The 23,385-nt window shown below is 59.7% G+C and carries 22 protein-coding genes and 2 pseudogenes; 14 read left to right on the top strand and 10 right to left on the bottom strand.

All coding sequences use genetic code 11. The features are described 5' to 3' along the window. The first annotated feature begins 286 nt into the window (after positions 1–286). The 3 genes from prpC to prpF all read left to right on the top strand — a co-directional run bounded on the left by prpC (position 287) and on the right by prpF (position 5,593). Positions 287–1,456: a bifunctional 2-methylcitrate synthase/citrate synthase gene (prpC, locus tag PQQ86_RS34475; protein ID WP_408277495.1), complete on the top strand. Its 1,170-nt coding sequence runs from the start codon at positions 287–289 to the stop codon at positions 1,454–1,456. Between the two features lie 319 nt (positions 1,457–1,775). After that, positions 1,776–4,373, top strand: a complete 2,598-nt coding sequence (gene acnD, locus PQQ86_RS34470) for a Fe/S-dependent 2-methylisocitrate dehydratase AcnD (RefSeq protein ID WP_408277493.1) — start codon at positions 1,776–1,778, stop codon at positions 4,371–4,373. A gap of 35 nt (positions 4,374–4,408) precedes the next feature. After that, complete coding sequence (gene prpF, locus PQQ86_RS34465) at positions 4,409–5,593, top strand: 2-methylaconitate cis-trans isomerase PrpF (protein ID WP_408277490.1); 1,185 nt, start codon at positions 4,409–4,411, stop codon at positions 5,591–5,593. A gap of 35 nt (positions 5,594–5,628) precedes the next feature. Here prpF and PQQ86_RS34460 read toward each other — a convergent pair whose 3' ends face one another. From PQQ86_RS34460 to PQQ86_RS34450, 3 genes are all read right to left on the bottom strand, one after another. After that, positions 5,629–6,096: a hypothetical protein gene (locus PQQ86_RS34460; RefSeq protein WP_408277488.1), complete on the bottom strand. Its 468-nt coding sequence runs from the start codon at positions 6,094–6,096 to the stop codon at positions 5,629–5,631. A gap of 385 nt (positions 6,097–6,481) precedes the next feature. Further along, entirely contained in the window at positions 6,482–6,934 is a 453-nt protein-coding gene (locus PQQ86_RS34455; protein WP_408279429.1) for a GFA family protein, read from the bottom strand. Positions 6,935–7,347: 413 nt separating this feature from the next. Beyond that, positions 7,348–7,857, bottom strand: coding sequence for a hypothetical protein (locus PQQ86_RS34450; RefSeq protein ID WP_408277486.1), 510 nt, complete (start codon positions 7,855–7,857; stop codon positions 7,348–7,350). 435 nt (positions 7,858–8,292) lie between these two features. Between PQQ86_RS34450 and PQQ86_RS34445 the strand changes: the two genes are divergently transcribed. The 4 genes from PQQ86_RS34445 to PQQ86_RS34430 all read left to right on the top strand — a co-directional run bounded on the left by PQQ86_RS34445 (position 8,293) and on the right by PQQ86_RS34430 (position 10,372). Beyond that, a complete protein-coding gene (locus tag PQQ86_RS34445; RefSeq protein ID WP_408277483.1) occupies positions 8,293–8,586 on the top strand; it encodes an HU family DNA-binding protein in 294 nt (97 codons plus the stop codon). 8 nt (positions 8,587–8,594) lie between these two features. Then, on the top strand, positions 8,595–8,915 hold the full coding sequence (locus PQQ86_RS34440; protein WP_408277480.1) for a hypothetical protein: 321 nt from the start codon (positions 8,595–8,597) through the stop codon (positions 8,913–8,915). Positions 8,916–9,094: 179 nt separating this feature from the next. Further along, positions 9,095–9,667 carry a 2OG-Fe(II) oxygenase gene (locus PQQ86_RS34435; protein ID WP_408277478.1) on the top strand — a complete coding sequence of 191 codons (573 nt, stop codon included), beginning with the start codon at positions 9,095–9,097 and terminating at the stop codon, positions 9,665–9,667. 87 nt (positions 9,668–9,754) lie between these two features. Then, positions 9,755–10,372, top strand: coding sequence for a DNA-3-methyladenine glycosylase I (locus PQQ86_RS34430; RefSeq protein ID WP_408277475.1), 618 nt, complete (start codon positions 9,755–9,757; stop codon positions 10,370–10,372). Positions 10,373–10,535: 163 nt separating this feature from the next. Here the strand turns inward: PQQ86_RS34430 and PQQ86_RS34425 are convergent, their stop codons facing one another. Then, positions 10,536–11,675 (bottom strand): ATP-binding protein, encoded by a 1,140-nt coding sequence (locus PQQ86_RS34425; RefSeq protein ID WP_408277472.1) that lies wholly within the window; start codon positions 11,673–11,675, stop codon positions 10,536–10,538. Between the two features lie 234 nt (positions 11,676–11,909). Further along, on the bottom strand, positions 11,910–12,485 hold the full coding sequence (locus PQQ86_RS34420) for a chemotaxis protein CheB (protein ID WP_408277469.1): 576 nt from the start codon (positions 12,483–12,485) through the stop codon (positions 11,910–11,912). Positions 12,486–12,751: 266 nt separating this feature from the next. Between PQQ86_RS34420 and PQQ86_RS34415 the strand changes: the two genes are divergently transcribed. The 3 genes from PQQ86_RS34415 (at position 12,752) to PQQ86_RS34405 (ending at position 15,126) form a co-directional block, all read left to right on the top strand. Then, on the top strand, positions 12,752–13,162 hold the full coding sequence (locus tag PQQ86_RS34415; protein WP_408277466.1) for a VOC family protein: 411 nt from the start codon (positions 12,752–12,754) through the stop codon (positions 13,160–13,162). Positions 13,163–13,395: 233 nt separating this feature from the next. Continuing rightward, entirely contained in the window at positions 13,396–14,241 is an 846-nt protein-coding gene (locus PQQ86_RS34410; protein WP_408277463.1) for an MBL fold metallo-hydrolase, read from the top strand. Between the two features lie 228 nt (positions 14,242–14,469). Then, positions 14,470–15,126 (top strand): glutathione S-transferase N-terminal domain-containing protein, encoded by a 657-nt coding sequence (locus tag PQQ86_RS34405; protein WP_494478233.1) that lies wholly within the window; start codon positions 14,470–14,472, stop codon positions 15,124–15,126. Between the two features lie 89 nt (positions 15,127–15,215). Here the strand turns inward: PQQ86_RS34405 and PQQ86_RS34400 are convergent. Together PQQ86_RS34400 and PQQ86_RS34395 are read right to left on the bottom strand one after the other, a co-directional pair. Then, positions 15,216–15,311 (bottom strand): annotated as a pseudogene (locus PQQ86_RS34400) (DUF2837 domain-containing protein); the annotation flags it as partial. Positions 15,312–15,395: 84 nt separating this feature from the next. Continuing rightward, positions 15,396–16,280 (bottom strand): LysR family transcriptional regulator, encoded by an 885-nt coding sequence (locus tag PQQ86_RS34395; protein WP_408277458.1) that lies wholly within the window; start codon positions 16,278–16,280, stop codon positions 15,396–15,398. Positions 16,281–16,405: 125 nt separating this feature from the next. Here PQQ86_RS34395 and argC point away from each other — a divergent pair, with 125 nt between their 5' ends. Further along, complete coding sequence (gene argC / locus PQQ86_RS34390) at positions 16,406–17,335, top strand: N-acetyl-gamma-glutamyl-phosphate reductase (RefSeq protein WP_408277455.1); 930 nt, start codon at positions 16,406–16,408, stop codon at positions 17,333–17,335. Between the two features lie 501 nt (positions 17,336–17,836). On the opposite strand, the pseudogene PQQ86_RS34385 reads toward argC, so the two are convergent. Beyond that, positions 17,837–18,105: pseudogene (locus PQQ86_RS34385) on the bottom strand (glutamine--fructose-6-phosphate transaminase (isomerizing)); the annotation flags it as partial. Here PQQ86_RS34385 and PQQ86_RS34380 point away from each other — a divergent pair. Continuing rightward, positions 18,071–18,508 carry an Lrp/AsnC family transcriptional regulator gene (locus PQQ86_RS34380; RefSeq protein ID WP_408279428.1) on the top strand — a complete coding sequence of 146 codons (438 nt, stop codon included), beginning with the start codon at positions 18,071–18,073 and terminating at the stop codon, positions 18,506–18,508. The pseudogene PQQ86_RS34385 and the gene PQQ86_RS34380 overlap by 35 nt on opposite strands. 41 nt (positions 18,509–18,549) lie before the next feature. Here PQQ86_RS34380 and PQQ86_RS34375 read toward each other — a convergent pair whose 3' ends face one another. Together PQQ86_RS34375 and PQQ86_RS34370 are read right to left on the bottom strand one after the other, a co-directional pair. After that, entirely contained in the window at positions 18,550–19,818 is a 1,269-nt protein-coding gene (locus PQQ86_RS34375; protein WP_408279427.1) for a tetratricopeptide repeat protein, read from the bottom strand. 451 nt (positions 19,819–20,269) lie between these two features. Next, positions 20,270–21,067, bottom strand: a complete 798-nt coding sequence (locus tag PQQ86_RS34370; protein ID WP_408277452.1) for a carboxymuconolactone decarboxylase family protein — start codon at positions 21,065–21,067, stop codon at positions 20,270–20,272. 210 nt (positions 21,068–21,277) lie between these two features. Here PQQ86_RS34370 and PQQ86_RS34365 point away from each other — a divergent pair, with 210 nt between their 5' ends. Then, positions 21,278–22,174 (top strand): LysR family transcriptional regulator, encoded by an 897-nt coding sequence (locus tag PQQ86_RS34365; RefSeq protein WP_408277449.1) that lies wholly within the window; start codon positions 21,278–21,280, stop codon positions 22,172–22,174. Between the two features lie 185 nt (positions 22,175–22,359). After that, positions 22,360–23,373 carry an aldo/keto reductase gene (locus PQQ86_RS34360; protein ID WP_408277446.1) on the top strand — a complete coding sequence of 338 codons (1,014 nt, stop codon included), beginning with the start codon at positions 22,360–22,362 and terminating at the stop codon, positions 23,371–23,373. Positions 23,374–23,385: the final 12 nt, after the last annotated feature.

Genomic DNA, 23,385 nt, shown 5'->3' with positions numbered 1-23,385 from the left:
GCGGGGACTCGTTGTCTGGAGAGAGGCAGGAAGGACGGGAAGTCCGCCTATTATGCACCTGTCGTTTTCGAATTTGAAATATGTGATTTCATTTATGAAATAAGATGGCGATGTGGCCAGGACATGATTTTTTGTTAAATCAGGTACTTAGCGGCGGGTGTTCCGCATGGCCCATTCTTTGCGTTATAGCCACCGTTTTCACCGGTTACCGCATCGAAACCCCCGAAAGACAAGCTCGGCGCGCTGATTGCCGCACGAACGCAACCCCGCAGTTGGAGACGAAATTATGAGTGAAGCCGATAACAGCACGCCGAACGCAGGCGCCTTCAAACCGAAGAAATCCGTCGCCCTGTCCGGCGTGACGGCTGGCAATACTGCACTGTGCACGGTCGGCAAGACCGGCAACGACCTGCATTACCGCGGCTACGACATTCTCGACATCGCCGGTGCATGCGAATTCGAGGAAATCGCGTATCTGCTGGTCCACGAAAAGCTGCCGACGCAGGCTGAACTCACCGCCTACAAGACGAAACTCAAGGCGCTGCGCGGTTTGCCCGCGAACGTCAAAGCCGCGCTGGAATGGATTCCGGCCGCCGCTCACCCGATGGATGTGATGCGCACCGGCGTGTCGGTACTCGGCACCGTGCTGCCCGAGAAAGACGACCACAACCTGCCGGGCGCACGCGACATCGCCGACAAGCTGATGGCCTCGCTCGGTTCGATGCTGCTGTACTGGTACCACTACTCGCATAACGGCAAGCGCATCGAAGTCGAAACCGACGACGACTCGATTGGCGGCCACTTCCTGCACCTGCTGCACGGCGTGGAGCCGTCGAAGGCGTGGGTTGACGCGATGCATGTGTCGCTGAACCTGTACGCCGAGCATGAATTCAACGCGTCGACGTTCACTGGCCGCGTGATCGCGGGCACGGGTTCGGATATCTACTCGGCGATTACCGGTGCAATCGGCGCACTGCGCGGCCCGAAGCACGGTGGCGCGAACGAAGTCGCGTTCGAGATCCAGTCGCGCTATCAGACGCCGGATGAGGCCGAAGCCGATATCCGCAAGCGTGTCGAAAACAAGGAAGTGGTGATCGGTTTCGGTCACCCGGTGTACACGATCTCCGACCCGCGCAATAAGGTCATCAAGGAAATCGCGAAGAAGCTGTCGAAGGAAGCGGGTAACAACAAGCTCTTCAGCATCGCCGAACGTCTGGAGTCGGTGATGGCGGACGCGAAGAAGATGTTCCCGAATCTCGACTGGTTCAGCGCGGTTTCGTATCACATGATGGGCGTGCCGACGGCGATGTTCACGCCGCTGTTCGTGATCGCCCGTACGGCAGGCTGGAGCGCGCACATCATCGAGCAGCGGATCGACAACAAGATCATTCGTCCGAGTGCAAATTACACCGGTCCGGACGATCTGCCGTTCGTGCCGCTAGCCAAACGCGTCTAAGCGTCTAAGCGTCTAAGCGTGTAAGCGCAAAGCCGCAAGCGTTTCTCCTCCATTGCGTCTCATGAGCGCGACGTAATGAAGTTTGGGCCTTGGCTCGCTGGAACCCCCGAGCCAAGGCTGTTTTTTTGCGGGGCGGCGTGCGGTACGTTGTGCGGCGCATCAACGAAACACCCAGTAAGCCGCCGCGCCGCCGCGAGCTAAACTACACAGACTGTCTGATTGATGCACAAGCGAAGCGCCGTCTGAAAGAGGGGCAGCGGATTGTGAAGCACGGCTGCCGCCATTGTCCCCGGATCACTATTGTTTTGTCCCCTACGCCATGAATACTGCCAACCGCAAACGCCTTCCCGGCACCCAACTGGATTTCTTCGACACGCGTGCCGCCGTCGATGCAATCCAGCCCGGCGCCTACGACAAGCTGCCGTACACCTCGCGCGTGCTGGCCGAAAACCTCGTGCGCCGCTGCGATCCGGTAACGCTGACTGCGTCGCTCAAGCAGATCATCGAACGCAAGCGCGAGCTGGATTTTCCGTGGTTCCCGGCGCGCGTGGTGTGTCATGACATTCTCGGCCAGACCGCTCTGGTCGACCTTGCCGGCCTGCGCGATGCGATCGCGGCACAAGGCGGCGATCCCGCGATGGTCAACCCGGTCGTGCCGACGCAGCTCGTAGTGGATCACTCGCTCGCCGTCGAGTGCGGCGGTTTCGATCCGGATGCGTTCGCGAAGAACCGCGCGATTGAAGATCGCCGCAATGAAGATCGCTTCGACTTCATCAACTGGACCAAGCGCGCATTCAAGAACGTCGACGTGATTCCGCCGGGCAACGGCATCCTGCATCAGATCAACCTCGAGCGCATGAGCCCGGTGGTGCAGGTGAAAGACGGCGTGGCCTTCCCCGATACGCTGGTCGGTACCGACTCGCATACGCCGATGGTGGATGCGCTCGGTGTGATCGCGATCGGCGTGGGCGGTCTTGAAGCGGAAAGCGTGATGCTGGGCCGCGCGTCTTATATGCGCCTGCCGGATATCGTCGGTGTGGAGCTTACGGGCAAGCCGGCTGAGGGCATCACCGCGACCGACGTCGTGCTCTCGCTGACCGAATTCCTGCGCAAAGAAAAAGTGGTCGGTGCGTACCTCGAGTTCTACGGAGCAGGCACGGCCAACCTGACGCTTGGCGATCGCGCGACCATCGCCAACATGGCGCCCGAATTCGGTGCGACGGCGGCGATGTTCTACATCGACGAGCAGACCATCAAGTACCTCAAGCTCACCGGCCGCGACGATGAACTCGTCAAACTGGTCGAGACCTACGCGAAGGAAACCGGCCTGTGGGGCGATACGCTGAAGCACGCCGAGTATGAGCGCGTGCTGAAGTTCGATCTGTCTACCGTGGTGCGCACGCTGGCGGGTCCGTCGAATCCGCATCGTCGTTTGCCGGTTTCCGAACTGGCCGCGCGCGGCATCAGCGGCAAGGTGGAGAACGAGCCGGGGCTGATGCCCGATGGCGCGGTGATCATCGCTGCGATTACGAGCTGCACGAACACCAACAACCCGCGCAACATGATCGCTGCTGGTTTGCTGGCGCGTAACGCCAATCAACGCGGACTGATCCGCAAACCGTGGGCGAAGACTTCGCTCGCGCCAGGGTCGAAGGCGGTCACGCTGTATCTGGAAGAGGCGGGCCTGTTGCCGGAACTGGAGCAACTGGGCTTCGGCGTGGTCGCGTATGCGTGCACGTCGTGCAACGGCATGTCGGGGGCGTTGGATCCGGTGATTCAGAAGGAAATCGTCGATCGCGATTTGTATGCGACGGCGGTGCTGTCCGGGAACCGTAACTTCGACGGCCGTATTCATCCGTATGCGAAGCAGGCCTTCCTCGCTTCGCCGCCGCTGGTGGTGGCCTATGCGATTGCCGGTACGATCCGCTTCGACATCGAGAAGGATGTGCTGGGCGTCGACGCTGACGGCAACGAGATCAAGCTGAAAGACATCTGGCCGTCGGATGAAGAGATCGACGCGATCGTCGCTTCGAGCGTGAAGCCGGAGCAGTTCCGCAAAGTGTACGAGCCGATGTTCGCCGTCTCTGTCGATACCGGTGAGAAGGCTGATCCGCTGTACGACTGGCGTCCGATGAGCACGTATATCCGCCGTCCGCCGTATTGGGAAGGCGCGCTTGCCGGTGAGCGCACGCTGACGGGCATGCGTCCGCTGGCTGTACTGGGCGACAACATCACGACCGACCATCTGTCGCCGTCGAACGCGATCATGGCGAACAGTGCATCCGGTGAGTACCTCGCCAAAATGGGCTTGCCGGAAGAGGACTTCAATTCGTACGCAACCCACCGTGGTGATCACCTGACCGCGCAGCGTGCCACCTTCGCGAATCCGACGCTGAAGAACGAGATGGTGCTGGAAGACGGCAAGGTGAAGGCGGGTTCGTTGACGCGCGTCGAGCCTGAGGGCAAGGTGACGCGCATGTGGGAAGCAATCGAAACCTACATGGAGCGCAAGCAGCCGCTGATCGTGATTGCCGGGGCCGACTACGGTCAGGGTTCGTCGCGCGACTGGGCGGCGAAGGGTGTGCGTCTTGCCGGTGCGGAAGCGATTGTTGCGGAAGGGTTCGAGCGGATTCACCGCACGAATCTGGTGGGCATGGGTGTGTTGCCGCTGGAATTCAAGCCTGGTGTGAATCGTCTTACGCTGGCGATCGACGGTACCGAAACCTTCGACGTGATCGGCGAACGCAAACCGCGCGCCGATCTCACGCTCGTGATTAATCGTAAGAGCGGTGAGCGCGTCGAAGTGCCGGTGACGTGCCGCCTGGATACGGCGGAAGAGGTGTCGATCTATGAAGCCGGCGGTGTGTTGCAACGCTTCGCGCAGGACTTTCTTGAATCGACCAAGGCTGCGGCTTAAGGCTTTTGAGCTTCTCTCATCAGGACACTACTTTCATGGCTCACAAACCTCAGATCAAGATTCCGGCGACGTACATGCGCGGCGGCACCAGCAAAGGCGTGTTCTTTCGGCTACAGGATTTGCCGGAGGCGGCCCAGGTGCCGGGCGCGGCGCGTGATGCACTGCTGATGCGTGTGATTGGCAGCCCGGACCCGTATGGCAAGCAGATCGACGGTATGGGCGGCGCGACTTCCAGCACGAGCAAGACGGTCATCATCGCGAAGAGCAGCAAGCCGGATCATGACGTGGACTATCTGTTCGGGCAGGTTTCCATCGATAAGGCATTTGTCGATTGGAGCGGCAATTGCGGGAATCTCTCTGCTGCGGTGGGGCCGTTTGCGATTAGCGCGGGTCTCGTCGACGCGAGCCGGATTCCGCAGAACGGTGTGGCCATTGTGCGCATCTGGCAGGCGAATATCGGTAAGACGATCATCGGGCATGTGCCTATGACCGATGGCGCAGTGCAGGAAACAGGCGACTTTGAACTCGATGGCGTGACGTTTCCGGCTGCTGAAGTTCTGCTTGAGTTTATGGACCCGGCTGCCGAAGAGGAGGGCGCCGGCGGCGCGATGTTCCCGACGGGGAATCTGGTCGACGACCTCGAAGTGCCGGGTGTCGGCACGCTGAAGGCGACGATGATCAATGCCGGTATCCCGACCATTTTCGTGGACGCGGAAGCGATCGGTTATAAGGGCACCGAACTACAGGACGCTATCAATAGCGACGAGAAGGCGCTCGCGATGTTCGAAACCATTCGCGCGCATGGTGCGGTGCGTATGGGGCTGATCAAGGACATCGATGAGATCGCGACGCGGCAGCATACGCCGAAGGTTGCGTTTGTCGCGAAGCCTGCCGACTACGTAGCTTCCAGCGGTAAGCGGGTGGCTGCGAGCGACGTCGATCTGCTGGCGCGGGCGATGTCGATGGGTAAGTTGCATCACGCGATGATGGGGACGGCTGCGGTTGCGATTGGTACGGCGGCCGCGATTTCAGGGACGTTGGTGAATCTTGCTGCCGGCGGCGGCGCGCGGGACGCGGTGCGATTCGGGCATCCGTCGGGGACGCTGCGAGTGGGGGCCGAAGCTCGGGAGGAAGGCGGCGAGTGGACGGTCACCAAAGCAATCATGAGCCGGAGCGCGCGAGTGTTGATGGAGGGGTGGGTGAGGGTGCCGGGGGAATGAGTTAACGATTGGCAGCCCGGCATCATTGCAACTACCTAGTTTGGCGCGACTACCGGTTGCTGCGCAGCGTCGACTTTTAATGCCGCGGCGCTTTCCGATGATGGGCTTTTGCGCTGTCGCGCGTCTGCGGTGGCGATGGCTGCTCCTGCTCGCTGCGCCACCTCTTCTGCAAGCAGGTTCGCTGCGTGGCGTGCGGTGATGCGGCTTTGCGGAACGCCCTTCGCATCGAGCGCAATCACCTTGTACAACTCGCGGTCGCATTCGAGTTCCTGCTGATATTGCTCAGCCGTGTCCACCAGCAATTCAAGAAGTGTCTGACGACGTCGTCTTTCCTCAAGCGTGAGGGAAGGATTCCTACATATCGAGGACGCAAGTGTGATCAAGGTATCCAGTTGAGCCAGGTGCCGGTCGCATAAGTCGAATGCCGACAGGGCAAGCTTTTCGTACTGGAGTGCGTCGACAGGCGGGCGTGAAGCGGGTCGATTTTTGTTGAACTTGCTCATGGTGCGATCTCCCTGTTACTTCCTGGATCGCCCGACACTCGCTTGGGAAGGGGGTGAGCGGGCACGTAGCAGGTTAGCAGACCGGGTCGAAAACAAACCGGCGAGCCTTGCGGCTCCCCACCACGGCCCGCCCATAGAAATATAGACGTGCAGAGGTAGACGCACGCCCGCCTGGGCGGGTGTGCGGTTTTCGACAACAGGCTGCTAAACCTGGTCACCGGGCGTTTCCCGACGACATGGTAATTATAAGGGAGGCCACCGAGGTTGACTTCAACCTTGTAGGCTAAATGTTTGATTTGGCCGAAAGGATAAGGGGAGTAGGGCGAGGGGAAGGATGTTCCGTTGATGCGGCCATTGGCGCATCCAATGGCATCGAACAATCGCGCTACGGCAAAGCGCCGACCGGCCTGCTGAACAGCATGAACGGCCAGACGGCCAGAATCCGGACCATCATTGCGGGAGGGTATCCGGGATGGCTGGGCAAGCCGTCTGCGGTCTCCACTTCCGAGCGTTTGAACCGGGTGCAGATCCGCATTTCCACCGGCGGCGCATCCGCTCCGAAAGGCGCGCGGAACGCTGACACCCAGGGCCGCTTGTCGTCAAAGGCCATGTACATCGGTGTTGTGCAGCAACTCGCGATCATTCGTCTGGTCTTCGAGGGGGCGCTCAGTCTCATCGCCTGGAGTCGGTCTGCGCCCCGCGTGCAGGCAATGCGATCGCGGCGGAACACCATGAATTCCGTGCCGCCGTCGACGCTGGACGCTCGCCCTGAATTGGCGGATGCGGCGAGACGCTGGGATGCCGTCTGGCAGTCGTCGCAGTAGCACGCATTGACCATAATGGGCTGACCCCAGGCGCTGATCTCGACCGCGCCACATTGGCAGTGCGCCACGTGTGCTGGATTTCTTGTGGCCATAGGCTCCACTCAGTGAGGTTTGACTATCTCACACGACAGTTTAAATGCGATGCAGTTGGCAAGAGAGGCTAAAGCCGCAAGTTACATGTCGACGCACGACCGAAACTGGCTGGGAGTATGCCTCATGCAACAGGCATAAGTAATCTGAAACTCGCAAACTGACGATCGGCAGGACGCGACCCGATCCGGTCACTCGAACGCGTATCACCTTAACGACCGTTCCGCGCGATGACAGCGATCATTCGCATGCTCCCGGATCGCACATGGGCCACAAAAGTTTGAGGCAGGTGCGGAGGCCGGCCCAAGGGTGACGGCCGCTTAAGTTTCCCGGCGACTCAGTGACTCGCGACGCTGTAAACGTCCCAGCGCGGATCCTGATAGCGTGCGCGTATGCTCTGCTCCAATTCAGCCGTGCTGGCATACTGGAACAGACCCTCCTCGATGTCATAGAAGTGCAGCCGCCCCGCGCGCGTGTCCACCGCCATCATGTGGGTATCGTTTGCGATCAGGTACACGCCTGGTGTGGCGAAGAGGATTCCGAACAATGCCGTGAGCGACACCTGATCGCCCACCTGAGCACCCTGCAGTTCTGCCTGCTGCAGGAGGTTCAGCGTTGCCTCCCGTTCGGTTCCCACGTTCCAGCGGTACTTCACTTGCAAGATGCCTGTGCGCAGCTTGTCCGGATTGGAGTCCTTAGGCGCGACAGCAGGGTCGAGCGCGTTCTTCGTCCACAGCACGCTGGCCGCCACGCACCAGCCATAACGGCGAAGAATTCTGCGGTCGCCGGCCTCGGTTTGCGAGCTGTAGTAGTCGTTGCGCGATGCGAAGAGTTGGATTTCTGACATGATATGGGCCTCAGTCGACATACGTGAAGCATTGGGCGACATGCGACCCAATGCACCCCGGACCACCCGGGACGAGACCAGTCTAGGGGGCGCCCTCAAGGCGCGATATCCAACGGATGGGCCAAACGCAGACAAGGGGCTTATGGCATAGGCCCTTCCCTCTGTATTGCCGGCAGCCAGGCGCCGAAGGCGAGTTGCTGCCAAGCCGGTACGGCGCGATCCGAAGGGGCGATTTTTGGAATCACCGCATTCGGCATGCGTTTTCACCCGGCCTCGTCCTGTTGTCGCCATACGGTATAGTGGGGTGCTGTTTCAATCGGAGGCAGCACGTCCTTGTAGCGTCCGCCTGCGCCGGGCCGAATATAGGGTGTATGGCACCATCTGGCAGCCAGGAAGACCACCGAATAGCAGTTCGTCCTTTCTAGAGCGAGAAACATGAATAAACAGGAACTGGTCGACGCGATTGCCGGCAAGACCGGACAGACGAAGGTAATCACCAGCGAGCAACTCGACGCGTTGCTTGGGATCATCACGAAATCGCTCGTTGAGGGCAACACTGTGCAACTAGTCGGATTTGGTAGCTTCAGTACCGGCTCCCGCGTGGCACGGACCGGACGCAACCCGAGGACAGGGGAAGAGATCAAAATCGCAGCCGCAAAAACCGTGAAATTCACTGCCGGGAAGGCGTTCAAGGACGCGGTGAACAAGGTCGACAAGGTTAAGAAGTAGACGTCGCGATGCGAACCACCGACGCTCGCCGCATGTCGCATGCCGACGTACTCGAAGGATTACGCCAGACGCTGCATCGCCAGATCGTGCGCGGCCGGCATCCGGTCGTGCTCGATGTGCTGCACGTGCTGGGCCTTATCGACTGGGTGCGCCAACCAGAACGAACATCGCGTTATCTCGCGGCCAATTCTGCTCGTGCGGACGCGTATAGTCCACCCGTTGATATCGCAATACTTACAGCAGCCGGGCGCACAGAACTGGACCGGCTCACAGCGCTTGAACTCACGCTCCAGTGGACGCAACGCCAGAATCATCCATACATCGAATGAAGTCGTGCGGGACGTCGGCGCACGAAGAATCGATCGTGATTGCGGTTGACTAACCGCGTATCTCTCGGACGACAGTTCGAATTCCCAACCAGCACCTTCGTTCGAAGGAACAGGCAGTGAACCGATCATACTCACCGGCGCGCTCCGATGTGCCCGGAGACGAAGGGCATCGACGAATCGTGGATGACCTTCATCTCCATGGCTGGTCAGAACAGGACAATTTTTTTCCACCGGATCTGACGCGTGCGCTAGCGCTGGAATGTACGACGCTTGCAGCAGCCGGGATGCTCACACTGGCGCGTGTCAGCCAGGGCGCGGCGCGTTCGCTTCAACCCAACATTCGCGACGACCGGATCCAGTGGCTGGAAGCGGGCCAATCCGAAGCCTGCGACCGGTACCTCGCGATTATGGAAGCGCTGCGTATCACGTTGAATCACACGCTTTTTCTGGGGCTCGAAGAATACGAAAGCCATTTCGCGCTCTATACGCCAGGTGCTTCGTATCTGCAACACCGCGATCAGTTTCGCCACGACGACAGCCGCACGGTGTCGTGCGTCGTCTATCTGAATGCAGACTGGCTGCCCGAGCATGGGGGTGCATTGCGACTGCATCCAGAGGGCTTGGGCATGCGGGACATCGCTCCGCTTGGCAGCCGGATCGCGGTGTTTCTATCCGCCGATATGTTGCACGAGGTATTGCCCGCGACGCGCGACCGCCTGTCGCTCACCGGATGGTTCAGACGCCGCGCGTGATCTCTCTGGCTTGCGGTGGAACCTGGGGAATGGAGAATTGAATTGGTTGCGACGGCGAAATCGGCTCGCAGGACCGCACGGAACGAGGTGAACAATTCGCCAGCGCCTGCGCGAAGTGTTGTTATCGGAGATGACGGTCTGGCCCGGCCTCCGTGGGCAGCGGTTGACGCGATGCTGCGCACCTACTACGACACTGAATGGGGGATGCCGGTACGAGACGAAAGAGGATTGTTTGAAAGACTTTCGCTGGAGGCGTTCCAGTCAGGGTTGTCGTGGGCGACGATTCTCAGGAAGAGAGACGCATTTCGTGCCGCATTCTGCGACTTCGACCCCGACACAGTCGCGCGCTTCGACGAGCAGCACGTACAGCGTCTTCTCGCCGATTCCGGCATCATCCGCAATCGCGCCAAGATACTGGCGACGATAAAAAACGCGACCGCGACGATCGAACTGCGCCAGGACGGGGGGCTCGCCAGGTTTATCTGGTCATTTCAGCCGGCGAGCACGCCTTGTCCCCGAACGATTGACGAAGTTCCCACCGTCTCCGAGGAGTCGGTCGCGCTGAGCAAGGCACTTCGTAAAAAAGGTTTCTCGTTCGTCGGTCCCACGACGATGCACGCGCTTATGGAAGCAGTAGGGATGGTCGATACGCATTTGCTGGACAGCCACCGTCGTGGGAGTTCCGGAGTCTGGCCGTTCGAGTGACCGGTAAAAGGTTGCTGCCGGCCAGAAAATGCAACCTTATTGATGCCAGCACGCGCGCCCGAAGTGCGGAACGGCGAGATAGTCGGAGTGGCGAAATGGACCTGCTAAAAATTGCGCGCGATACAACATGAGTAGGGCGCTCCCTCCGCGCGGCCACGGACCGTCAGCGCCCAGTTGCGGTTCCGTCCGCACGCGGGAGTGACACTGAGAACGAGGTTTCCGTTTCGTCGGACCGCGCTTCGATCGTACCGTGATGGGCCTTGGCGATTTCGCTCGCAATATACAGACCCAGTCCCAGGTTTCCCGTCCTGTCATATTTGCTCTGATGTTCCGGCCCCCGCGTAAGCGGATCGAAAATGCATGCCAGCGTTGTTCGCTCGATGGCAGGTCCGCAGTTTCTCACTTCGATACGGACATGCGTTGCATCGCCCGTCACCTCCACTCGGACAGGCGTGTCCTGCGCCCCGTACTTGATGGCATTGAGTACAAGATTTTGAAGCAATTGCTGCAGGCGCTGACCATCCCAGACTCCCCGTGGTTCGCCACTCACGTGCAATTCAAGCAACCTGTTGGGATGAACCGCACGCAATTCGTCCAGTTCGTCGGCAAGCACGTCCGCCAGATTGACATCCTTGGGCACGACGTTAATGCCCAAGCCCAGCTTGCTCCGGTTGAAATCGCTCAAGTCATCCAGCAGTGCTTGCATCCGGGCCCCACTACGTATCAGACGAGCGGCGGCTCCTGAAACCTGGTCCCCGGCATTCAGTGCCGACAGATAAGATGCAGTCACCTGGATCGCCTGGAGAGGGCTACGCATGTCGTGTCCCAGCATGCCAAGCAGGAGGTTCCGGTTCTGTTCGATCTGCCTGCTGAAAAAGGTGACCGATTCGGCAAGGGCCTGGTCGATCGCTTCATTGAAACGAATGATGTCGTCCAGATCAGGCGCTTCGGGCTCACAATCGTCCGCCCACAAACGAAGTACGCTTGCACGCAGCGCGCGATATTCGGCGGCGAGCTGGTTGATATTGAAGCCGGCTTTTGCTCTCAGAAGGGCATGAGTTTGCGCGGCTGTTTCGGTCGCATCGATCAGCTTGGGGGTCCGCCCCATCGATTTTTCGCGTTGGGCTTCCCTGGTTTGCGAAGTCCGCAAATCTTTTGCCACGGCATGCAGGATCTGCTGCGCGTGGTCGCGCAACCCGGATGACTCCATGCTTGCCGCCGCTGGCAGGAGCGTGGCGGCGAACGCCTCCCACTGCGCCAGAATGGGCTCCTCGTCTCGCGCGATAAAGTCCGCAAGTCGCATATGCGTCTCCACTGGGTAAAAGGTGCAGCGAGGCGATCAGCGCACTTATGTTACACGCAAATTGGTGACAGATGCCGAGCGGTGAAAGTCCATTCAGGGAGAGCGCATTGCTGCGGTGCCCCCGGACTGCGCAACCGACACCTTCGATTCCACGGCTTGCGGCTTTGATGCAGTCTGTCTGTGGCCTTCCGGCATTCGGAACCCGGTCCGATCTCTTGTTGATGAGATGTCGCGTTATTGCTCGGCCAGAACGAGCCTTTTGAGCAGCGGCCCTATTTCATCGACCGGTGCGATGAAATTAGGATGATCACCTCGAACGGCACTGAACGGCATTTGAGGGTCGTACGCATCGCGTGGGTCTTGAACGATAGCCAGGCCGCCAGCAGCCTTGATTGCGTCGAGGCCGTCGGTGCCGTCGTGATCCCCGCCGGACAACACTATTCCAATTGAGCGCGGTCCGTAAGTATGCGCTACTGATTCGAACAACCGGTCCACCGCCGGGCGTGCATGACGAACCTTTGGACCACTATCGAGACTTACTACGCCCGGTGGCCGAACCGTCATATGGCAGTCAGGCGGAGCGATAAGGAGCCGCCCCGGCTGCACTTCGTCGTCGTTCTCAGCGTAGGCCACCTTGAGAGGCGTTGACGATCCGACGATCTGGGCAAGCAGCCGAGGACTCGTTGGACCGGTGTGTAGCACGGCCAGCAATACTGCAGGAAAGTCTGCAGGCAACGCGCCGACCACCCGGCGCAACGCGTCAAGCCCACCCAGTGACCCTCCGATGGCAATGATGTCGCGTTTCCTCATGTGCTCCTCCGGTTCAGTGCAGACTTTCCAACATTACGCAATGAATGTTCCAGCTCGGATCAAATCGCAATTGAGGGCCCGTTTGCACCACTGCATCGGTAATACATGTTGTTTGACGGACAGACTGTTCCTGGCCGGCAACGGTAGATCGAGCCGGCCAATGAGACAGCGCTCATCCACTGCCTGTCCGCCCGCTCCCGCCCCTTTGCGGACATCCGGCGCCCGGAGGACAATGCCCTTTCGAATCTCTTCCGAGGCTGCGCAACATGGCTAAATTTCAGCCTGATGGATGGCATACCGTCACGCCACGAATCGTCGTGCGGGATCCGGAAAACCTGATCATGTTCATCAAAATGGTGTTTCAGGCAGAGGGCGAATTCCGTCACGGGCTGCCTGCCGAAATCATGATCGGCGATTCCGTCGTGATGATTAGCGGCGGAGACGGCCTTCGCGATCCGATGCCGGCATTTCTGTATGTCTACGTTGAGGACGCCGATTCGACCTTTCAGCGAGCGATCGCGGCGAATGCGATCTCGCTCGAAGTTCCGATCGACACGCCATACGGCGACAGGCGAGCGATGGTAAGAGATCCGTGGGGAAACACATGGCAAATTGCCACACATCACCGCGACCTCTCGGCCGCCGAGATCCGGTCAAGGTTGGCCAACGAGGGATAGGCCGATATTTGGGGAGCAGGAGCGATTTGGGCGCCTCGTCTGCCGTCCGCAGGCCGGGAGCGGAGGATCGAGCCGATCAATGAAGCAACGCACCGATAAGCTTGTGCGTCAGCGCAACTTTGCATCCGGGCTATGCCTGCACCCACTATCACTCCGCCCGCTGTCGACCCAAACTCAATCGCGCAAAGATGCTATCTTTGAACCGTCTGCCCAACATCAACCGGGAGCGCGCTATGACGGAGGACAAAGGTGACGTCGACGATCATTGGCACGTAAGCGCAGCTTGCTTCAACTGCGGCGCGGTTCGAACGGCCGCTCCCAATCTGTTCATCGAGCGAAACGGCGCTTCGGCGTTTGCTCATCAGCCTGCCAGTGAACAGGACACAGAAGATGCGTGGCGAGGCGTCCTCGTCTGTCCGGCGGCTGCCGTTCGGCCGCCAAAAGGTTTGAAGATGCCGACAGGCCTCTTCCCGCAAGCCTTGGCCCCCGGCGTGTGGAGGCTCGGGTATAACGCCCGCTCTTCGTACGGCGCTCACAGTTACATCACGTTTGCAGGCGGCCTGCGTCTGATGATCGACGGGCCGCGCTGGTCCGGCCACCTCGAGCGCTGGATTGCGGAAGCCGGAGGATTGGATCATATCCTGCTGACCCACCGCGACGATGTCGCGGACGCGGGCATCTATGCGAAGCGCTTTGGCGCCCGCGTCTGGATCCATGCAAACGACGCCGATGGCGCTCCGTTCGTCACCGACGTCATCACGGGTGATCTGGCGCATGAGATGTTGCCGGGTGTTCGGGTCATTCCGATGGCGGGACATACTCGGGGAAGCGTCATGTTCCTCATCAACCACGCCCTTTTCTCTGGAGACTCACTGAGTTGGGATTTCCGCAGGCACGCTCTGCATGCCTTTCGAGACGCCTGCTGGTACGACTGGTCCACCCAACTTCGCTCCCTCGAGCGACTCATTCACGAAAGCTTCAGTGGCGTGTTCGCGGGACATGGCGGAAGTACCATTCTGGATGCTCCGACTATGCAGCGCGAACTGCGAGCGTTTCTCGATACAGTAAAAGCGGACTGAGACTGCCGGCCACCAACGTCTGCGATTGGGTCGTCTAATTTGATCTAAGGCCGATCTTTTGCCTGGATGATTTTTCGTTCGGGACACAGATTTATCCGATCCCTGAAAAAATTAATTCATGGATGTCGATTTAGCATTATCTCGAACGTCGAGTAGGTGAGCGCTTAGGTTGCGTATCCGGTACTCAACGAGATATCCAGCAAAGGAGAAATCACCGTGGCCCCTCCACTGACCCCCGTTATCACCGCCTTTGAACGGTCGCCCGATCGCGGCAGGGGACTGGCGCGTGACACGCGTGTTCGCTGGGCGCTTGAAGAAGTCGGCCAGGCTTACGAAGTTCGTCTTGTTTCGTTCGGTGCAATGAAGGAACCCGTGCATCGAGCGCTTCATCCTTTTGGGCAGATCCCGACCTATGAAGAAGGCGCTCTTGTCCTGTTCGAATCGGGGGCGATCGTGTTCCATATCGCAGAGCGCCACGCAGGCCTGCTACCTGACGATGCGAATGCCCGGGCACGCGCGATCACATGGATGTTTGCCGCGCTCAACACGGTTGAGCCGCCGATCCTCGATCTCCAAACCACCAGGTTCCTCGAGGGGGACAAGACCTGGTACGCGCAGCGCCTGCCTATCGTCGAGGATCGCATCCGTGACAGGCTGGGCGAGCTTTCCGATCGCCTTGGCGACGCCGACTGGCTCGATGGTGCTTTCAGCGTGGGCGATCTGATTATGGTGTCGGTGCTACTCAGGTTGAAAGCATCAGGTCTGCTGGACGAATATCCGAACCTCTCCGCCTATGTCGCCCGCGGTGAAGCGCGGCCCGCCTACAAACGTGCTTTCGCAGCTCAATTGGCGGTTTTCGTCGCTGGTCAGTCACCGACCGCATGATGAAGGTCAGCTCCAGGCTCAACGCAAGGAGCGGTCTTGGTATCTCCATGAGCGGTCGATCACAGCATTCCAGATTGGTACATTCCGCTCTAAATCAGCTCCGCGACGCGCACGATAATGAGCGCAGCCGGTACGAGCATTATTTGTGCACACAAGGTTCCGACAACGCGTGCCCCGGCGAGGGTGGGCGAGAGTTGCAGTCTACCGGAGCGCCGTCGTCGGTCCGATTGTCACCAAACCGACGGTCGATACCGAATAAATGGCAACGTCTACGCTAATCGCAGATCCCACAACACATCAAGTACGTGTTGCGTGGACCGCTCAACGTATCCCGCACGATGTGCAATGCCGAGCCGACGCCACAACGCCGGGCGTAGCGGACGCATGACAATGCGCCTGTCGGGTAGGGGTGTAGTGGCCTCATGGGGCAACAGCGCTGCGCCGTAACCTGCCGCCACCAGACTCTTGATCGCGTCGTTGTAGTTGAGCTGAATGCGCGGCGCAGGATGGTGCCCCGCGGCCGCGAACCACTCCGTGGTCAGACGCGAGAGACGCGTGGTCGCGTCATTGAGAATAAGAGGTTGGGCGGCGAGCCATTCAGGCGTGACGCGGGCCGGACACCGCCAATGCGCCGGCACAAACGCCATCACGGGATCGCGGCGCCAAGGCTTTATCACGAGTCCAGCCACCGGGGGCTGAGGCAGTGCGACCAGCCCAACATCCAGCGTTCCATCCGCCAGTCGGGACAGCGTTTCATGCGAAGTGAGTACTGCAATCTGAATGTCGATAGCGGGATGGTGCTGGCGCAGCACCTCGAGCGCTTGCGGCAACAGGTGCGCGATCGCGCCAGTCGACGCACCGAGCCGCGCGCGCCCTTCGAGCCCCTGCACCTGGCGTTGAATATCGTCTAACGCCTGCTCCGCATCGGCCAGCAGTCGACGCGCGCGCTCCACCAGCACCTCTCCTATCGCCGACGGCCTGACATGTCCGCGCTTCCGGGACAGGAGTGGAGCCCCGATGCGCTCTTCGAGTTCAGCGATGTGGAGGCTGACCGTTGGCGGCGCCAGGTGCAATGCACGCGCCGCGTCGGCAAATGAGCCACGGTCGGTAATGGCGACCAGAGTGCGCAAGCGGTCCAGACTGATCTCTCTCATGTCGGCGTCCAGATTCAGAAAAACTGAATATTCACGTTATGAAATTCAACTTTCTCTATTCTAGCGGTCCGTGGAAGATAGGGACTCTACTTGTTACAACCCACAGTCAGCGGAGTATTCCACGTATGAGCTCTCCCGTTGTTTTCATCGACGGCGACCAAGGCACCACCGGGTTGCAAATCCACGAACGGCTGCGAGACCGGACCGACATCAGACTGTTCACGCTTGCCGCTGCGGAACGCAAGGATCCGCGGCGTCGGGCAGAAGCCATCAACGCCTGCGACATCGCCATTCTCTGTTTGCCTGATGCCGCCGCGCGCGAGGCAGTGGACGCCATTGTTAATCCTGCGGTCAGAGTAATCGACGCAAGTTCCGCACACCGCACACAGCCGGACTGGACATACGGCTTTCCGGAAATGACGCTGGAACAGGCTGAGCGCATTGCGAACGCACGTCGGGTCACCAATCCCGGTTGCTATCCGACCGGTGCAATTGGCTTGCTGCGTCCCCTGTTGCAGGCTGGGCTCATACCAGGCGACTACCCTGTCAGTATTCATGCGGTGTCCGGCTACTCCGGACGCGGGCGTGCCGGCGTGGAGGAACATGAGGGGCAGGGTGCCGTCAACGCGCCTTCGTACCAGGTATATGGTCTGGAACTCGCGCACAAGCACACCCCGGAAATCCAGCAGCACGCCGGGCTCGCCCAGCGTCCCATCTTCGTTCCTGCGTATGGTGCGTTCCGCCAGGGCATCGTGCTGACGGTGCCCCTGGAGCTGAGGCTGCTGGCACCCGACGTGGATGGTGCCACGTTACACGCGTGCCTCGCACGCCACTATGCCGAGGCGGCCCACGTACGTGTTTTGCCGCTGCACGAATCGTGCGTCTTGAAGCACCTGGATCCGCAAGTGCTGAACGGTACGAACGACATGCGCTTAAGCGTATTTTCTAACGTGGAACACGGGCACGTCCTGCTGTCCGCGGTTTTCGATAATCTTGGCAAAGGCGCATCCGGCGCTGCGGTTCAGAACCTGGACCTGATGCTCACGCAGCAATAGTGGTCGATGGCTTGAGCTAACAAACCGCAGTAACAAACAGGCTGCTAACCGACAGGGCGAAGATCGTCGTGTCGATATCAGTAGAGAATCTGGGCAGCTAGATCCCGCTTGACCGCTGCTGCCATCTTTTTTAACTCCAGATGTTGCGCTGCGTCCACGATGGGAGCATCGGTGGTGATATCGAGGCTTCGCGTTACCGTGATGCTCCGGCCCGACTGCGAATAGGTCGACGCGTAAGCTCCGATTGGCGATGTGCTCAACGCTGGCGTGTCGATTACTCAACAGTCACAGACTTCGCGAGATTTCGCGGCTTGTCGATATCCGTGCCGCGCGCGAGAGCCGTGTGAACGGCGAGCAGTTGCATTGGGATCGTGTGCAGGATGGGTGAGAGCAAGCCATAGTATTCGGTAAGCCGGATCACCTCGATATCGGCGGTTCGAGCGCGAGCACTTTGCTCATCGCATCAGGCAGATGACGCAGCGCACGCAGATGGGTTCCTTCGTCGTCCTCGGACAGACGGCCGCGCACTTGCGCCACCCCCGACAGCGCAATCGCGTCAGACGCGAGGAAGTTCTCACCTTCACCGATGCCGATCACGAGCGGCATGCCATCGCGCGCACCCACCAGCCGATGCGGCTCGTCACGGCAAATCACCGCAATGGCGTAGCTGCCGCGCAGCCGTGCGCGACTGTTTCACGTACCGCGTCGAATAGATCGCCGTCGTACAGATAGTCGATCAGATGCGCGATGACTTCGCTCGAACTCGCGGAACGCGCGCATACGTCCCCGCCGACGTGTCTGCGTCGCGTGAACCGGCTTCGGGACAGCGGCGTGATCAAGCGCGAGATTGCGATCCTCGATCACTCGAAACTCGGCCCGACGCTGACCGCGATCATCGAGGTGAGTCTCGACCGGCAAACGGCGGAAGACCATCAGCGTTTCGAGTCGTATATCTGTGCGGAGCCGGCCGTCACGCAGTGTTATCGCGTGTCACCAGGGCCGGACTTTATCGCGGTCGCAGATGTCATGGACATGGCTGCTTACGATGAACTCGCTCGCCGTCTGTTCACGAGCTCATCGAACGTTCGCAACGTCCGCACGTTTTTCTCGACGCATTGCGCCAAGTTCGAGGCGAATGCGCCCGTACGATCGCGCGGAGCCGGTTCAGAGTGAAGTCCGTTAGACGCGACGTTCTCTGTCGGGTGGGTTGCCATTCAGGCGCCCCGCAATGCGTCGATCTCTGTGCGAAGTGTAGCAACTACGTCAGTCCAATCGCCTCGCGTCGTTTGTCGAAACAACCGCGCCTTTGCGTACCAGGGACTATCGCTTCGGTCGAGTTGCCATCTCCAGTCCGGCATGAACGGCAAAGCAATCCATACGGGTTTCCCAAGCGTCCCGGCCAAATGCGCCACCGCTGTGTCGACGCTGACGACGAGGTCGAGGCGAGCGATCAGCGCAGCAGTTTCAGCGAACGTGGTGAGCCGCCCGGAAACATCGCGCAGCACCCCGCGCTGCTCGAGTTGCGCGAGGCACGCGCGATCACTGTCGCGTACATCCGCTTGCAGCGCGAAGAAATCCGCGTCGGCATCGAACACCGGCTTCAGTTGCTCAAGCGAAATGGACCGATTGTGATCATTCAGATGCGTACGGCTTCCTGACCACACGATCCCAATGCTCGGCCGTCGAACGGAGCCTGTAAAAAGATCGGCCCATTGAGGGGCAAGCGCACCGTCTGCCTGCACATAGGGACCGGATAGCGCGAGATCGGGTGCACGAACCTTGAGCGCAAACGGCAGACTCAGGGTTGGAATGTGATAGTCGAAATGTGGCACTTGCCCTGTCTCACCGATGACTTCGGCCGCCCCCCGATAATTCTGGAGGAGCGGCAACAGGGCATCCTGAACACGCAGCACGACGTGAGCGCCGGCTGCACTGAGCCGATCCACAAAGCGCACGAATTGCAGCGTGTCGCCGAACCCCTGCTCATGATGAACGAGCACTCTCTTGCCATCTATCGGTTGGGTGCCAGTCCATAAGGTGTTCTGCGGAAAACCGTGGCTGCAGGTGCCATCGCGCCAACGCCATTCGTATTCGCGCCAGCCGTGTTCGAATTCGCCGAGCAGCAAATTCGTCTGAGCTCGATTGGTGCGTGCGCCGGCGTCGTTTGGATCGATCGAAAGCGCCTTCTTGAATTGAAGCAATGCCTCATCAAAGCGCCGGAGATCTCGCAACGCGACCCCGAGATTAACGTATGCGCGTACGAAACGCGGCTTGAGCGTGATCGCCTGCCGGTAGGCATCCAGTTCGTCCTCATAGCGTGCCATCGTACCGAGCAGCGTTCCACGGTTGTAATGCGCTTCGGCTGATTGTGGCTGGATCTTGCACAGATGCACCAACACCTCGAGTGCCCGCTGCGATTCGCCAAGCTGTATCAGCGACATTGCGACACCGTACAACGAGGCGGCATGGTTCGGAAACTGGATCAGGCAGCGCTCGAACAGCGCTATCGCAGCATCGTGCCGCTGCGCCAACTGACAGCTGATGGAAATCGACGGGCGGTGACGGAAGGAGAAAAGAGCTGAGCGTTGAGGTTTTCGCCGCGGATGCGAACTTACGCTCCATTACCGCAAGTACAAATGAAGTGCCCTGCGCTGTGTTTCGAGTATGTGCAGGCCAGAAAGTCATGGAGCGTAAGGCAGCGAAACCGACGGAAACACCTATCCGGAGCCGTAATCGCTATCCTCTGAGTCATCTCCACCGGAAGACTCAAAGTGCATTCGATTCCCTTCTTTATCATTTTGGCAGTGTTGTGGTTTGTGCTCATCAATGTCCCGCCGCACGACGAGTAACCCGGCTAAACGCTTTGAAAGATTTTCTGCGCGGCGTCGTGACAAGCAGGCATCGGGTTTCCCGCTTGTGGCGCTTGGGAGTGAATTAGCCGGGACGCTTCTCAAGCACGTCCTTGACGACTGGAAGCGCCGTAAAAACGTTCGGCCAGCCCGCATAGAACGCCAGTTGCGTCATGACTTCGGACGCCTGTGCCTTGGACAGTCCGTTATCCATTGCCCGGTTCAGGTGATAGGTCAGTTGCGCGACCTGTCCAGTGGCGACCAACGCGCTGACCGTGACGAGACTACGGTCGCGGGGCGTAAGACCAGGCCGCAGCCACAGGTCGTTGAACAGCGCATCTCGGGTGAATTTAACAACCCCGGGCGAAACGGCGCCGAAGTTTTGCTGAACTGTGCTTTCGCGCTGGGCTTCGGCCGCCTTGTCGAGAGGCAAAAGGCCAACTGCTGCTGGCGGGAGTTGCGCTGCCGTAATCCCATGTCTCTCGAAAACGGCATTCGTTACCTTCACAGCCGCGGTCGCGTTGGCCCAACCGGAGTAGAAAGCCAGATGCGTGATGATTTCCGAAATCTCGCTGGGCTTGAGGCCGCTCTCGAGCGCGAGATCGAGATAGAACGGCAACTCCGCGCTCTGATTGCGTGCAATCAATACTGAGAGCGTGACCACGCTGCGATCCCGTGTGGACAACTCCGGACGTTTCCACAGGTCGCCCAGCACCACATCGTTCGTATAGCGCTCAAGAGCTGGTGAAACGGTGTCCATTCCGATGAGCAGTTTGATGGAGGACGCACGATTCAGGCTTTCCATATCAGTTTTCCTTTCGAACTGCGAACAGGCCGCGGTACCGAGCGCAAGCGACATCATCGCGACAGCGAATATCCTCATTGGCAGTTTCCTCGATAGCGCCTGACCGCATTGAAATGAGTCGATCTACATGGTGTTGTTAGACGACGCGTAAGCGCACTCTGCTCCGACATCCGATCGCAACAAGGGCGACCGAATGAGCAGGCGGTGCGCCCTATCTGAAATCTAACGTGCCCAGTCATGCTCGACTAGGCGGTAGAATCGGCAAACACCTATGAAATGAGTTCATCAATGCGCCGCGAAAGCTACAACGACCTGCTTGCACTGATCGCCGTCGCGCGCGAGCGCAGCTTCACGCGCGCCGCCGCGCAACTCGGCGTATCGCAATCAGCCTTGAGCCATACCATCCGCGCACTGGAAACCCGGCTCGGAATGCGACTCCTGACCCGAACCACGCGCAGCGTCGCGCCAACGGAGGCTGGCGAACGCCTCGTTCGGACCATCACACCCCGCTTTGAGGAGATCGATTCCGAACTGGCGGCCGTGACTGAGTTTCGGGACAAACCTGCGGGCACGATCCGCATCACCGCGACCGATTACGCGACTGAAACGGTTCTGTGGCCCAGGTTATCGCCGGTCCTGCATGAATATCCAGACCTCAAGGTGGAGATCATCACCGACTACGGCCTCTCAGATATCGTGGCCGATCGGTACGACATCGGCGTGCGCCACGGCGATCAGGTAGCCAGGGACATGATCGCGGTCCGCCTCGCGCCCGAAATGCGCATGGCAATCGTTGGGGCGCCGGAGTACCTGAAGACGCGTGCGTTGCCAAGGAAGCCCCAGGATCTGACCGCGCACAACTGCATCAATCTTCGTTTACCGACGCTGGGCGGCTTTTATTCATGGGAGTTAAAGAAGGGCAGTCGCGAGGTGCAGGTTCGTGTCGACGGACAACTCGCTTTCAACGGGACCTACCAGATGCTGGCTGCCGCGTTGTCGGGATACGGCCTGGCTTACATTCCGGCTGACCTCGCCCAGTCTCATGTCGAAGCGGGTCGCCTCGTGAAGGTATTGGAAGAATGGTGCCCCACCTTTCCAGGGCTGCACGCCTGCTATGCGACCCGACGTGAGTTCTCGCGGGCGATGACCGTCGTGATCGATGCAATCCGTTATCGCAAGGAATAGCCCAGGAACTGAAATGAGATTCATGAATACAGTTCATGGGACTTTGCCGTTTTACTGGCTTTATCACTAGATACCATCGACCTATCATCCTCCATACAGACGGCGATCAAAGCGCCCGCTGATGCGCCTTTTCCGGCGCGCACGTTCTGGTAACCGCAGGCGCGGCCTGCATGGAGATGATGAGAATGGACTATCGATATCTGGGGCGCAGCGCCCTCAAGGTTTCGCCCCTGTGCCTGGGTGCAATGATGTTTGGCGGCGAAACGGATGAAGCTACCTCGCGCCGGATTATCGACAAGGCTTTCGACCAGGGCGTCAATTTCCTCGACACGGCCGATGTGTACCATGCTGGCCGATCTGAAGAAATCGTCGGGCGGGCAATTGCGGATCGACGGGATGATTGGGTCGTGGCAACCAAGTTCGGCTATCCGGCTTCAGTTACCGCCCGCCCAAACGAACAGGGCCAGTCACGCAAATGGATCTACCAGACGGTCGACGCCAGCCTGAAGCGCCTTGGCACCGACTACATCGACATTCTCTACTTCCATCGGTCGCTTGTTGACGCGCCGCTCGAGGAAGGGATTCGTGCCATCGGCGACCTCATTCGCCAGGGTAAGGTGCGTTACTTCGGTCTGTCCAACTTCCGCGCCTGGCGTATTGCGGAGATCGTGCGCCTTGCCGATCAGTTGGGCATCGATCGCCCCGTTGCGATCGAACCGGTCTACAACATGGTCGACCGTACCGCCGAGGTCGAGCTGATGCCCGCGGCTGGACACTACGGCATTGGCGTCGTGCCCTACAGCCCTCTCGCCAGAGGTGTATTGACCGGCAAATATGCACCCAACGGTGCGCCTCCTGCTGACTCCCGCATTGCGCGCGGTGACAAGCGCATCCAGCAGACCGAGTGGCGTCCGGAATCTCTCGCCATCGCACAGAAGGTCGCGGCATACGCCGCTGAGCGCGGCACCACCTCGATAGCGTTCGCCATTGCGTGGGTGCTCAGGAACAAGCTTGTGAGTTCCGCTATCGCTGGGCCGCGCACGGAAGCGCACTGGGACAGCTACATGGACGCGTTGACGCTGCAACTGGGACCGGACGACGAAGAGTTTGTCGACGGTCTGGTGCCTGCCGGGCATGCATCGACGGCCGGCTATACGGACCCGAACTATCCGGTTGAAGGCCGCCGCGTGAACGGTTGATACGCCGGCAGA

Origin of the sequence: Paraburkholderia sediminicola, from assembly GCF_046026675.1 — a bacterium.
In the GTDB taxonomy this organism is placed as follows: Bacteria; Pseudomonadota; Gammaproteobacteria; order Burkholderiales; family Burkholderiaceae; genus Paraburkholderia; species Paraburkholderia sediminicola_F.
The sequence above is the reverse complement of the archived record's forward strand: the minus strand, read 5'-3'. Positions and strand labels throughout refer to the sequence as shown.

Coding starts and splice junctions, on each gene's coding strand:
- prpC (WP_408277495.1), top strand. CDS start 287: ATGAGTGAAGCCGATAACAGCACGCCGAACGCAGGCGCCTTCAAACCG.
- acnD (WP_408277493.1), top strand. CDS start 1,776: ATGAATACTGCCAACCGCAAACGCCTTCCCGGCACCCAACTGGATTTC.
- prpF (WP_408277490.1), top strand. CDS start 4,409: ATGGCTCACAAACCTCAGATCAAGATTCCGGCGACGTACATGCGCGGC.
- PQQ86_RS34460 (WP_408277488.1), bottom strand. CDS start 6,096: ATGAGCAAGTTCAACAAAAATCGACCCGCTTCACGCCCGCCTGTCGAC.
- PQQ86_RS34455 (WP_408279429.1), bottom strand. CDS start 6,934: ATGGTCAATGCGTGCTACTGCGACGACTGCCAGACGGCATCCCAGCGT.
- PQQ86_RS34450 (WP_408277486.1), bottom strand. CDS start 7,857: ATGTCAGAAATCCAACTCTTCGCATCGCGCAACGACTACTACAGCTCG.
- PQQ86_RS34445 (WP_408277483.1), top strand. CDS start 8,293: ATGAATAAACAGGAACTGGTCGACGCGATTGCCGGCAAGACCGGACAG.
- PQQ86_RS34440 (WP_408277480.1), top strand. CDS start 8,595: ATGCGAACCACCGACGCTCGCCGCATGTCGCATGCCGACGTACTCGAA.
- PQQ86_RS34425 (WP_408277472.1), bottom strand. CDS start 11,675: ATGCGACTTGCGGACTTTATCGCGCGAGACGAGGAGCCCATTCTGGCG.
- PQQ86_RS34420 (WP_408277469.1), bottom strand. CDS start 12,485: ATGAGGAAACGCGACATCATTGCCATCGGAGGGTCACTGGGTGGGCTT.
- PQQ86_RS34415 (WP_408277466.1), top strand. CDS start 12,752: ATGGCTAAATTTCAGCCTGATGGATGGCATACCGTCACGCCACGAATC.
- PQQ86_RS34410 (WP_408277463.1), top strand. CDS start 13,396: ATGACGGAGGACAAAGGTGACGTCGACGATCATTGGCACGTAAGCGCA.
- PQQ86_RS34395 (WP_408277458.1), bottom strand. CDS start 16,280: ATGAGAGAGATCAGTCTGGACCGCTTGCGCACTCTGGTCGCCATTACC.
- argC (WP_408277455.1), top strand. CDS start 16,406: ATGAGCTCTCCCGTTGTTTTCATCGACGGCGACCAAGGCACCACCGGG.
- PQQ86_RS34370 (WP_408277452.1), bottom strand. CDS start 21,067: ATGAGGATATTCGCTGTCGCGATGATGTCGCTTGCGCTCGGTACCGCG.
- PQQ86_RS34365 (WP_408277449.1), top strand. CDS start 21,278: ATGCGCCGCGAAAGCTACAACGACCTGCTTGCACTGATCGCCGTCGCG.
- PQQ86_RS34360 (WP_408277446.1), top strand. CDS start 22,360: ATGGACTATCGATATCTGGGGCGCAGCGCCCTCAAGGTTTCGCCCCTG.